This window comes from Pseudomonas sp. B3G-3, from assembly GCF_028640915.1.
GTDB classification, from domain to species: Bacteria; Pseudomonadota; Gammaproteobacteria; order Pseudomonadales; family Pseudomonadaceae; genus Aquipseudomonas; species Aquipseudomonas chlororaphis_I.
In genome coordinates this window covers 15,894-27,407 of sequence record NZ_JAQZAB010000069.1, presented here as the reverse complement: position 1 = coordinate 27,407, position 11,514 = coordinate 15,894, and the positions used below count along the sequence as shown (strand labels likewise).

Below are 11,514 nucleotides of genomic sequence, written 5' to 3'. Positions count from 1 at the left end.
GATAGAAGCGTTTAAGGCAAAAGACGAGCGGGCAACAGGCGCATCAGCTGTGTATCGAACCAGGCCACGAAGGCCGGGGATGGCACAGCATCCACCGCCAGATACCACCAGTCGGAAGCCGCGAAGGCGCGGCACTTCACCGCATCCTTTTCGGTCATGACCAGCGGCAGCGACGGGGTGAAACTCAGCGCCTGCGCGCTGTATTCGGCGTGGTCGGCAAAAGCATGCGGGACAGGCTGCCAGTGTAGCGTTTCAAGGGTAGTGAAGAAACGTTGCGGATTGCCGATACCGGCCACCGCATGTACCGCCTGCCCTGGCGCGAAGTGCTCAAGCCCGCGGCGTTCGCCGCTTTGCAGATTGACCAGGGCGGTGGGCGCCAGGCGAAAGGCAAACCCATCCTCACGATCGTCGCTGGCGCCGTTGTAGAGCACTGCGTCGACGCTTTGCAGGCGCTCGACCGGCTCGCGCAGCGGCCCGGCCGGCAGGCAGCGCCGGTTGCCCAGGCCGCGCGCGGCATCGATCAGCACCAGTTCGAGGTCGCGGGCCATGCGGTAATGCTGCATGCCGTCGTCGGAGAGAATCAGGTCCAGCGGCTCGGCGGCCAGCAAGGCCCGCACGGCGCGGCTGCGGTCGGGGTCGATCATCAGTGGCACGCCGGTGCGCTGGACGATCAGCAAGGGTTCGTCGCCAGCGATATCGGCGCTCTGCTCGGCGGCGACCCGCCATGGCAACTGCGGCGGCTTGGCGCCGTAACCACGGCTGACCACGCCAACCCGCAGCCCGCTGCGCTGGCAATGCTCGATCATCCACAGGATCAGCGGCGTCTTGCCGGTACCGCCCACGGTGATATTACCCACCACCACCAGCGGCACCGGCGGCTGGTAGACATTGCCCTCGCCGGCCAGGAAGCGTTCACGCTTGCGCACCACCACCCGGCGATAGAGCCATTCCAGGGGCCGCAACAGGCTCAGCGCGGGATGGCCGTTGTACCAGGCAGCGAGCAAACGATCGGACATGGCCATCAGGGTGCTGGCGCCGCCTCGACGGTGGTCATGCGCAGATGGCTGAAACCGAGCTTGCCGGCGGCGTCCATCGCGGTAATGACGGCCTGGTGCTGGGTCTTGCCATCGGCGCTGATGGACAGCGGCAGGTTGGTGTCACCCGCCGACTCCTTCTGCAAGGCTTCGATCAGGCTGGCCAGGTCGCTCTTGGGCAGCACCTGGTTGTTCACCGAAAACACCCCGTCGGCGCTGATGGCGATATCCAACTGCTTGGTCTGCTGGTCTTCGGCCGGCGAGCCGCTGACGGCCTCCGGCAACTCGACGCGCAACTGGGTTTCCCGGGTAAAGGTGGTGGTCACGACGAAAAACAGCAGCAGGATAAACACCACGTCGATCAACGACGCAAGGTTGATATCAATGGTTTCCCGTGGCTTGCGGCGGAATTTCACGCTTTGCCCTCGGCCAGATCGACGTCGCGGTCGCCCTGCACCACTTCGACCAGCTTGATGGCTTCCTGCTCCATGCCAACCACCAGCTCATCGACCCGGCGTTGCAGGAAACGGTGGAAGAACACCGCCGGGATACCGACCATCAGGCCGGACGCGGTGGTAATCAGCGCCTTGGAGATACCACCGGCCAGCACCGCGGCGTTGCTGGTCATGCCCGAGCCCATGAACGAGCTGAAAATATCGATCATGCCCAGCACCGTACCCAGCAAGCCCAGCAGCGGCGCCATGGCGGCGATGGTGCCGAGGGCATTGAGGTAGCGCTCCAGTTCGTGAATGACCCGGGCGGCGGCTTCCTCGATGCACTCTTTCATGACCTCGCGACCATGCTTGGAGTTGGCCAGGCCGGCGGCCAGGATCTCGCCCAGGGGTGAATGGGCGCGCAGTTCCTTGAGCTTGTCCTTGTTCAGCTGTTTGTCCTTGATCCAGCGCCACACCTGGCCCAACAGATGTGGCGGGGTAACGCGGCTGGCCCGCAGGGTCCACAGGCGCTCGGCAATGATGCCGACCGCGACAATGGAACTCAGAATGATCGGCAACATCATCCAGCCGCCGGATATGACCAATTCCCACACAGTGACAGTCCCCTCGAAAAAGTGCGCCACTCTAACATAGGGGCCGAATGCACCGAAGAACCTGATGTCGCATGCCTTCAGGCTTTAATAACTCTCGGTTATTTAAGGAGATAGTGGCCATTTGCGCCAAAAGCGTCGCTGCGCCCGCAGGCTCGTCGGTTCGGTGTAGGTGCCCAGCATCAACCGTAGCGCTCCTTGCTCCGCGCTGTCGTAAATGGCAGTCCCTTGCTGGCGATAACGCTCGACGACCTGCGGGTGCGGATGCCCGAAGCCATTGCCGTGCCCTCGGGAAATCAGCACCGCCGAAGGCGCAAGGGCCTTGAGCAAAGCCGGGGACGACGAGCTGCGGCTGCCGTGGTGCGGCGCCTGCAACCAATGGGTCTCGACGGCCAGCGGGGTATCCAGCAACGCTCGTTCCGCCAGGACGTCGATATCCCCCGTCAGCAGCAAACGCTCGCCCTTGGCCTCGACCTGCATCACGCAGGACTTCTGGTTGCCATTCTGCGCATCCGTCCATTGCCACAAAGAAAACCGTACTCCGTCCCAGTGCCATTGCTCGCCGCTGGCGCAAGGCTCTGCCGACAAATAGGCCGGCAAACCCTCGGGATCGCCGCTGACCAGCCTGGCCACCGGCAAGCCGCGCTGGATGGCGTCGGCGCCACCGGCATGATCGGCATCGGCGTGGCTGAGCAGCATCAGGTCGAGGCGCGCGATGCCCAGCTTACGCAACGATGGCAGCACTACCCGGGCGCCCAGGTCGGAATCACCAAAACGCGGGCCGGCGTCATACAGCATCGCGTGCTCGCGAGTCCGCACCAGCACCGCCAGGCCCTGCCCGACATCCAGCTGCCAGACTTCCGCCTCGCCGTATGGCAGCGTGTTTTTCGGCGGAAACACCATCAACAGCAGCATCGGCCATCCCAAGGGACGCAGCGGCACACCCGCGGGCAACAACAGCAGAAAGGCCCCCAGCGCACTGATGCTCCAGGCCCAGAGCGGTATGGCCGGTGCTATCCACGCCGGCCATTGGGCAGCCAATAGCGCCAGACCGCGGAACAATAAATCCAGCAAACCACCGGCCAGCCAGAGCAGGCCTTCGCCCAGGTAAGGCACCGCCAGCAACAAGGTCCCGAGCAACGCCGGCGGCAGCACCAACAGACTGATCCAGGGTTCCGCCAGCAGATTGGCCAGCGGCCCGCTGAGGCTGATGGGCAACCCCAGCGCCAGCAGCACCGGGCACAGGCCGATGGCGATCAACCATTGAATACGGGTCCAGGACTGCCACCAGCGCCAGCCCCCCAGACGCCCGCCAAAGATCAGGATCAGCACCGCCACCGCGGTAAAGGACAGCCAGAACCCTGGCTGCAGGCTGGCCAGGGGCTCGAACAACAGCACCGCATTCAACGCCAGCAGGAACGGCCACCAGGCGCCCAGGTGACGAAAGCGCAGGCGCCAGATCAGCACCAGGGCAACCATCACACAGGCGCGACGCACCGGCACATCGAAGCCCGCCAGCAACCCGTAACCCAGGGCCGAAGCGAATGCCAGCCCACAGGCCCAGGGCAGCCAGGGCCAACGTCCGGGCCACAGGCCGTAGCGGGCCAGCCCCGCCACCAGGGCGTACATCACCGCGGCCAGCAAACTGATGTGCTGCCCGGAAATCACCATCAGGTGCACGGTCCCGGTGTCTTGCAGGACACGCCAATCCTCCCGGCTCAGCCCCGAGCCGTCACCCAGCACCAGGGCCGCCAGGCCACCGGCGCGCCCCTGGGCATCGACTTGCAGCAAGCGTTGGCGAATGCGCGCACGCCAGCTCTCCTGCGTGGCGGCCAGCAGTTGCCCATCCTTGACCGTGCCCGTGGCGCCAATGCGCTGGGCCAGCAGCCAGGCCTCGTGATCGAAGGCCTGCAGATTGACCAGCCCAGCGGGCCGCTTGAGTTTTACCGCCAGGCGCCAGCGTTCGCCGCTGTGCACCGGCGGCCCGCCATACCAGGCCAGGCGCAGGCGCTGGGGAATCCGTCCGCGCCGTGCCCGCCCGCCTTCCAGTTCGAAACGCAGCACGCCCTCGGCCTGCTGCGGCAGTCCCACTACCCGGCCCTCAAGCCAGCGGGTCTGTCCGTCGAGCGGTTCCGGCAAACGATCGTCCAGCGCCCATTGCGCACTCACGCAAGCCCACGCCAGGCCCAACAGGAAAAAAGCCAATGGATAGGTGCGAAACGGCAGCAGCATCAAGGCCACCACCGGCAGCACTGCCAGCCATCCGATCGCTGGCAGCGCCGGCAAAAAGCGCAGGCTCAAAAGCCCCGCCGCCAACGCCAGCATCCCTGTGCGCATAAGCCCGTCCTTGAGCAGTTTTTGAGTGTTCCCACTCTCTGGCTTAGCTCAGCGGACAGGGCGCCAGCTTTATCATTTGTCACAAAGTCTGAATGGGCGCCTTCTAGAATCCGGGCATACTTGCCGCTTGAACTGACCGAGAAGCCTTATGCCCCGGCGCCTATTCAAACGTTACATGCCAGATCCAACCAGCATCAGGGAACACAAGTCCTTACGCTTTCTTGGCACGTTGCTGCATGACCCCAACCTCTGGCACCTCAACCGGCACTCCGTGGCACGCGCCATGGCGGTCGGCCTGTTCGCGGCCTTCATGCCGATCCCGGCGCAAATGTTGCTCGCCGCGGTGCTGGCCATTTCCGTGCGCGGCAACATGCCGATTGCCGTGAGCCTGGTCTGGCTGACCAATCCGATCACCATGCCGCCGGTGTTTTTCTGCACCTATCAGGTCGGTGCCTGGTTGATGAACGTGCCCGCCCGGACCCTGCCCGACGAGCTGACCTGGGAATGGATCAGCGGCGAACTCTCGACTCTCTGGCAACCCTTCCTGCTGGGCTCGGTGGTGGCCGGCCTGGTGCTGGGCGCCCTCGCCTATTGCCTGACCATGCTGTATTGGCGCTGGTGGGTCGGCCGGCAATGGCGCCGCCGCAGGCAGAGCCGGCTGTAGAAACGCAAACGGCCTCCCGAGGGAGGCCGTTGTTGTATCTGCGCAGGCTTACTGGCGCATGCCGCGACCACTGACCAGCAGGCGGGCACAACCGAAGTACAGGACCACGGTGGCGACCAGCATGAAGGTAATGGCCACGCTGATCTGGATGTCGGAAACCCCCAGGATGCCGAAACGGAAGGCGTTGACCATATGCAGCACGGGGTTGGCCAGCGACACCGTCTGCCAGAACGGTGGCAGCAGGGTGATGGAGTAGAACACTCCGCCCAGATAAGTCAGCGGGGTCAGCACGAAGGTCGGGATGATCGAGATATCGTCGAAGTTGCGTGCAAATACCGCGTTGATAAAGCCCAGCAGCGAAAAGATGGTCGCGGTCAGGACCACCACCAGCAAGGTAATGCCCAGGTGATGCACTTGCAGATGGGTGAAGAACAGCGACAGCAGCGTCACGATCACGCCCACCGCCAGCCCCCGCAGCACACCGCCCAGGGTGTAGCCGATGAGGATGGTGTGCGGCGACACCGGCGACACCATCAATTCCTCGATGGAGCGCTGGAACTTGCTGCCGAAGAAACTCGAGACCACGTTGCCGTAGGAGTTGGTGATCACCGACATCATGATCAGGCCCGGCACGATGTACTCCATGTAGGTGAAACCGCCCATGTCGCCGATCTGCCGGCCGATCAGGTTGCCGAAGATCACAAAGTACAGAACCATGGTGATCGCCGGCGGCAGCAGGGTTTGCGGCCAGATCCGGGTAAAACGCCGGACTTCGCGATAGACGATGGTGTTCAGCGCGACAAGGTTGGGCCGTAGCTCGGAACTCATACCGCCACCTTCGACAGGTTTTTCTCCACCAGGGACACGAACAACTCCTCAAGGCGATTGGTTTTGTTACGCAGGCTCAGCACTTCGATGTTCTGCTGGGCCAACTGGCTGAACAGCGCGGTGATGCCCACGGCCTTGTCGACCTGGACTTCCAGGGTGTGACTGTCGACCAGCTTGCTCGGATAGCCGATCAGTTGCGGCGCCACCTTCATGTCGGTCTTCAGGTCGAGCAGGAAGGTTTCCACATGCAGCTGGCTGAGCAGCTGGCGCATGCTGGTGTTCTCGACGATGGTGCCGTGGTCGATGATGCCGATGTTGCGGCACAGCTGCTCAGCCTCCTCCAGGTAATGGGTGGTGAGGATGATGGTGATGCCTTTCTGGTTCAGTTCGGTGAGGAAGGTCCACATCGAACGACGCAGCTCGATGTCCACGCCAGCGGTTGGTTCGTCGAGGATCAACAGGCGCGGCTCGTGCACCAGGGCGCGGGCGATCATCAGCCGGCGCTTCATGCCGCCGGACAGCGAGCGCGACGGCACATCACGCTTGTCCCACAGCCCGAGCTGGGTCAGGTACTGCTCGGCCCGCTCCTTGGCGACCTTGGTCGGGATGCCGTAGTAACCGGCCTGGGTCACGACGATGTCGAAGGTCTTCTCGAACTGGTTGAAGTTGAACTCCTGCGGCACCACGCCGATGCAACGCTTGAGCGCGGCGGGCTCGCGGTCCAGGTCATGGCCGAAGACACTCACCGTGCCGCTGGTCTTGTTCACCAGGGTCGAGAGGATGCCGATGGTGGTGGATTTGCCGGCACCGTTGGGGCCGAGCAAGGCGAAGAAGTCACCTTCGGCGACATCCAGATCGATACCACTCAGGGCCTGGAAACCGTTGCCGTAGGTTTTGGTTAGCTGCCGGATGGACAGAGCGGAACTCATATCGGATTTACGCACCAAGAAGGGAGAACATTATAGGTAAGGGCGGATCGCCTGCATTGCAACGGCGCCGGATACACCCAATGGTGCTTGCCGACGCCGCACAAGTACAGTCACCTGTGTTGATAGTCAGTATTAAGTCAACGCGGTCATCACCGCCTTGCGATAGGCCGGACGCTGCTGCAAGCGTGCGTACCAGGCTTGCAGATTAGACAATGGCGGGCGCTCGATGGGCATTTCGAACCAGGCATAAATGAAACTGCCCAGGGGGATATCGCCCATGCCGATTTCGTCGCCGGACAGGTAGGGATGTTCGGCCAGGGCCTGGTCGACCACTGCCAGCAGTTCGCCGCAGTTGTGCAGCGCGGCATTGATCTTGTCCCAGTCCTGCTGCTGCGCCGGCGTGCGCAGCACACCCCAGAACAGGTGGCGGAAGGGTTCGGCAAAGGTCGAGGTGGTCCAGTCCATCCACTTCTCGGCCGAGGCCCGCGCCCGCACATCGTCCGGGTACCAGGCCGTACCGGCGGCATGGCGCGCGACGAGATAACGCACGATGGTGTTGGATTCCCACAGCACGAAGCCGTCGTCCTCGATCAGCGGAATCCGCCCATTGGGGTTCATCGCCCGATACGCCGGGGTATCCACCACACCGAAGGCGCCACCGGCATCCACCGCCTCGTAGGTCAGGCCGAGTTCTTCGGCGCACCACAATGCTTTCCTGACATTCGACGAGTTTTTCCGACCCCAGATCTTCAGCATGACCGCTCCTCAGTGATGAATGCCGAGGCAGTCTACGCCGGATCAGACCTGACTCAAATCACTCTGCATGTCGCCCAGCAGCATCGGCATCTGCTCGCCGAACAGGTGCGGATAACAGGTTTCCAGGTGTTTGAAGAAGAAGGTCTCGGGGACATCGGCGAATTGTCCGTGGTCCAGCACGTACTCCATCATCTGCTCGCCCTGGCGGTTGAAGGGGTGGAATACGCTGTCGTGGCGGCCATCGAACTCCAGTGGCGCCACATCGTACATCTCGCAGAGTTTCCGGTTGAACGCTGGCGTGGCCTTGACCCAGCGCCCTTGCAGGTACAGCTCGGTATAACCGTGCATGGCAAACACGTCGCTGCGCAGCAATTCCAGCAAACGCGGGGTCGACAGGTGATTGCGCACGTCCGCCAGGCCGATCCGCGCGGCAATCCCGCAATGCCGCGCACAACCGGCGAGCAGGGTGGCCTTGGGCACGCAGTAACTTTCGCCCGCGGCCAGGGCATGGCTGCCACGCAGGGTCTCGGGGTCGCGACTGAAGGTGTAGGGGTTGTAGCGCACGGCCTCGCGCACCGCGTAATAGAGGTTCACCGCCTGCTCCAGCGGATCGCTGTTGGGGCCACGATGAGTTTCCGCGAACTCCACCACCGCGGGATGGTCACTATCGATGAAGCGGCTGGGACTCAAGTACTCGTGCATGGGGATATCTCCGAGTGAAGTCTCGAGTCTAACGACGGCCTCATCCCAGCGATAACGACGTTTCGGCCAAACATCAGAGGCTGCCGCTTCGAGCCTGACAAGATCGACAAGCTGCTGACCCGATGCCTGACGCGCTGCGTCCGCTTCTTCTTACCGCTTCAAGCGCACTGCCCTGTCACCCCTTTTGTCGGATGCCGACTAAGCTCTTTGGGTGATTTTGCCCCTGGCTTCACGGAGGATTAAATATGCTGTTGTTGTGGATACTGGTTCTGCTGGTCGGTATTGCCTACCTGGCCCACCGCCGCATCGCCCCCCTGCCCGCCCTGGGCGTGGTGGCCGTCTACCTGCTGGCCATGGGCGCCTTCAGCCATGCACCGGGCTGGTTGCTGCTGATCTTCTGGGTATTGCTGGCCGCGGTGGCGGCGCCCTTGCTACTGCCCGACCTGCGCCGCAAGTACTTCAGCGCCCCGCTGTTCAGCTGGTTCCAGAAAGTCCTGCCGCCGATGTCGCAAACCGAACGCGACGCTATCGATGCCGGCACGGTCTGGTGGGACGGTGAACTGTTCAGCGGCCGTCCGGACTGGAACAAACTGCTGGCCTACCCGAAAGCGCAACTGAGCGAAGAGGAACAGGCCTTCATCGACGGCCCCACCGAAGAACTGTGCGCCATGGTCAGCGACTGGCAGATCGGCCAGTCCATGGATCTGCCGCCCGCGGCCTGGGAGCACATCAAGCAACACGGCTTCTTTGCCCTGATCATTCCCAAGGAGTTCGGCGGCAAGGGTTTCTCCGCCTATGCCCACTCGCAAGTGGCGATGAAACTGGCAACCCGCAGCGGCGACCTGGCGTCCACCGTGATGGTCCCCAACTCCCTCGGCCCGGCCGAATTGCTGCTGCATTACGGCACCGACGAACAGCGTAACCACTACCTGCCGCGGCTGGCCCGTGGCGACGATATCCCGTGCTTCGCCCTCACCGGCCCGCTGGCCGGTTCCGACGCTGGCGCCATGCCCGATACCGGGGTGATCTGCAAAGGCCAATGGCAAGGCGAGGAAACCATCGGCCTGCGCCTGAACTGGGAAAAGCGCTACATCACCCTGGGCCCGGTCGCCACCCTCCTCGGCCTGGCCTTCAAGGCCTACGACCCGGACCACCTGCTGGGCGAGGATGAAGACCTGGGGATCAGCCTGGCGCTGATTCCGACCGACACCCCCGGCGTGGAAATCGGCCGCCGCCACCTGCCGCTCGGCGCCGCCTTCATGAACGGCCCGAACTCCGGCAAGGACGTGTTCATCCCCCTGGACTTCCTTATCGGCGGCCAGGAAATGCTCGGCAAGGGCTGGATGATGCTGATGAACTGCCTGTCGGTCGGCCGCTCCATTTCCCTGCCGGCCGTCGGCACCGGCGCGGCCAAGTTCACCAGCCTGGTGACCGGCCAATATGCCCAGGTGCGTGAGCAGTTCAACGTCCCGCTCAACGCCTTCGAAGGCATCCAGGAAGCCCTGGCCCGCATCGGCGGCAACGCCTGGCTGATGGACAGCGCACGCATGCTCACGGCCAATGCCGTCGACCTGGGGGAAAAGCCCTCGGTACTGTCGGCGATTCTCAAGTACCACCTGACCGAACGCGGCCGCGAGTGCATCAGCCACGCCATGGACGTGCACGGCGGCAAGGCCATCATCATGGGCCCGAACAACTACCTGGGCCGCAGTTGGCAAGGAGCGCCGATCTTCATCACCGTGGAGGGCGCGAACATCCTCTCGCGCAACCTGATGATCTTCGGCCAGGGCGCCATTCGCTGCCATCCGTTCGTGCTCAAGGAAATGGCCCTGGCCGATCGCGAAGACCACGATCAGGCGCTGGTCGAATTCGACGGCCTGCTGCTCAAGCACATCGGCTTTGCCGTGAGCAACGCGGCCAGCACCCTGGTGCTGAACCTGGGCCTGGGGCACTTGGAACAAGCGCCGGGGGACAAGCTCAGCCAGGGCTATTTCCGTGCCCTCAACCGCCAGGCCGCGGCCTTCGCCATGCTGGCCGACCTGAGCATGATGCTGCTGGGTGGCGAACTGAAACGTCGCGAACGCCTGTCGGCACGCCTCGGCGACGTGCTCAGCCATATGTACCTGGCCTCCGCCGCCCTCAAGCGCTACCACGACCTGGATTCGCCGGAGCATCTGCAGCCACTGTTCACCTGGGCCATGGAAGAAAGCCTCGGCCAGTCGGAACGGGCGCTGGACGAACTGCTCGAGAACTTCCCGAACCGGGTGCTGGGTTGCCTGCTACGGGTGGTGGTCTTCCCCTTCGGCCGCCGCCACAAAGGCCCGTCCGATGAACTGGATGCCGAGGTCGCCGCGATCATCGGCCGGGCCAAGGGCGACCCGACCCTGGAAGAACTGCTGGCTGGCTGCTACCGCCCACAATCGGCAGAGGACCCGGTCGGCGCCCTGCAACAGGCCTTCGACTTGTTGAGCGCCAGCCATCCTCTGCAGAAAAAACTGCACGAGGCGCTGAAAAGCGGCCAGCTCAAACCGGTCGCCGGCGAACATGCCATCGACGCCGCGCTGGAAGCCGGCGTATTGCAACCGGTGGAAGCCCAGACCCTGCGCGAGGCTGAAGCCGCCCGCCGCAAAGTCATCGACGTCGATGACTTCGCCAAGGAAGAGCTGACCCTGAGCGAAGGGAAAACCCGCTAAGGCGCAAGACCGTCAGGCGGATTATGAAACCGGGCGCGGGAGCTATATACTCCCGCGCCCGTTTTGCTGTTGAGGACTCATGTCATGTCCAACGTCGTCGCCGATCACCTCGTCCTGCTCGACCATTTGCGCAGTATCCTGGTCGCCGTGGGTGAAGCCGAGCAGGTTCCCGAAGAAAGCCATGCCTTGTTCCTGGAACGCTTCGACGAACTGCGCGCCTCGCTGCCGATCGACCCGATCGAAAGCCAGTACCTGGGCCAGGACCTGCTGTGCCAGGTGATGCAGCGTTATCCACAGGTCGCCCATCTGGTACCGCGCGACCTGCTGTGGTTCTTCGCCGGGGATTGCCTGCACTACATGCCCGACGAAGAAATCGACCTGTACCAGGCGCTTGAAGAACGCCGCTACGAGGCCGAGCAGAACGATGAACCGTTCGACTGGAACCAGGAAAAGCAGCTGCTGGCGCTCTCCGCCCAGGACAGCAAGCACTGAGTCCGGCCCGGACACTCCAAAGGCCCGCACGGTT

General features: G+C 63.4%; 11 protein-coding genes. 3 read left to right on the top strand and 8 right to left on the bottom strand.

Annotated features, from left to right (window positions below; translation table 11 throughout):
• Positions 1 to 11: 11 nt before the first annotated feature.
• From lpxK to PVZ80_RS07050, 4 genes are all read right to left on the bottom strand, one after another.
• Positions 12 to 1,022, bottom strand: a complete 1,011-nt coding sequence (lpxK, locus tag PVZ80_RS07065; protein ID WP_273863591.1) for a tetraacyldisaccharide 4'-kinase — start codon at positions 1,020 to 1,022, stop codon at positions 12 to 14.
• Positions 1,022 to 1,450, bottom strand: coding sequence for an ExbD/TolR family protein (locus tag PVZ80_RS07060; protein ID WP_009047818.1), 429 nt, complete (start codon positions 1,448 to 1,450; stop codon positions 1,022 to 1,024). The genes lpxK and PVZ80_RS07060 overlap by 1 nt, the downstream gene beginning before the upstream one ends.
• Entirely contained in the window at positions 1,447 to 2,082 is a 636-nt protein-coding gene (locus PVZ80_RS07055; RefSeq protein WP_009047817.1) for a MotA/TolQ/ExbB proton channel family protein, read from the bottom strand. Before PVZ80_RS07055 ends, PVZ80_RS07060 begins: the two co-directional genes overlap by 4 nt.
• A 102-nt stretch (positions 2,083 to 2,184) precedes the next feature.
• Entirely contained in the window at positions 2,185 to 4,416 is a 2,232-nt protein-coding gene (locus PVZ80_RS07050) for a DNA internalization-related competence protein ComEC/Rec2 (protein WP_273863589.1), read from the bottom strand.
• A 148-nt stretch (positions 4,417 to 4,564) separates the two neighbouring features.
• Here PVZ80_RS07050 and PVZ80_RS07045 point away from each other — a divergent pair, with 148 nt between their 5' ends.
• Positions 4,565 to 5,080: a DUF2062 domain-containing protein gene (locus PVZ80_RS07045; protein WP_009047815.1), complete on the top strand. Its 516-nt coding sequence runs from the start codon at positions 4,565 to 4,567 to the stop codon at positions 5,078 to 5,080.
• Between the two features lie 48 nt (positions 5,081 to 5,128).
• On the opposite strand, the gene PVZ80_RS07040 is transcribed toward PVZ80_RS07045, so the two are convergent.
• The 4 genes from PVZ80_RS07040 to PVZ80_RS07025 all read right to left on the bottom strand — a co-directional run bounded on the left by PVZ80_RS07040 (position 5,129) and on the right by PVZ80_RS07025 (position 8,295).
• A complete protein-coding gene (locus PVZ80_RS07040; RefSeq protein ID WP_007931651.1) occupies positions 5,129 to 5,908 on the bottom strand; it encodes an ABC transporter permease in 780 nt (259 codons plus the stop codon).
• A complete protein-coding gene (locus PVZ80_RS07035) occupies positions 5,905 to 6,837 on the bottom strand; it encodes an ABC transporter ATP-binding protein (RefSeq protein WP_009047814.1) in 933 nt (310 codons plus the stop codon). Before PVZ80_RS07035 ends, PVZ80_RS07040 begins: the two co-directional genes overlap by 4 nt.
• A gap of 132 nt (positions 6,838 to 6,969) precedes the next feature.
• Positions 6,970 to 7,593 carry a glutathione S-transferase family protein gene (locus tag PVZ80_RS07030; protein WP_053268525.1) on the bottom strand — a complete coding sequence of 208 codons (624 nt, stop codon included), beginning with the start codon at positions 7,591 to 7,593 and terminating at the stop codon, positions 6,970 to 6,972.
• A 42-nt stretch (positions 7,594 to 7,635) separates the two neighbouring features.
• A complete protein-coding gene (locus PVZ80_RS07025; RefSeq protein WP_273863588.1) occupies positions 7,636 to 8,295 on the bottom strand; it encodes a transglutaminase-like domain-containing protein in 660 nt (219 codons plus the stop codon).
• Between the two features lie 245 nt (positions 8,296 to 8,540).
• Here PVZ80_RS07025 and PVZ80_RS07020 point away from each other — a divergent pair, with 245 nt between their 5' ends.
• Both PVZ80_RS07020 and PVZ80_RS07015 read left to right on the top strand, forming a co-directional pair.
• Positions 8,541 to 10,988: an acyl-CoA dehydrogenase gene (locus PVZ80_RS07020; protein ID WP_273863587.1), complete on the top strand. Its 2,448-nt coding sequence runs from the start codon at positions 8,541 to 8,543 to the stop codon at positions 10,986 to 10,988.
• 84 nt (positions 10,989 to 11,072) lie between these two features.
• Positions 11,073 to 11,480 carry a PA2817 family protein gene (locus PVZ80_RS07015; RefSeq protein WP_007931642.1) on the top strand — a complete coding sequence of 136 codons (408 nt, stop codon included), beginning with the start codon at positions 11,073 to 11,075 and terminating at the stop codon, positions 11,478 to 11,480.
• The last annotated feature ends 34 nt before the right edge of the window (positions 11,481 to 11,514 follow it).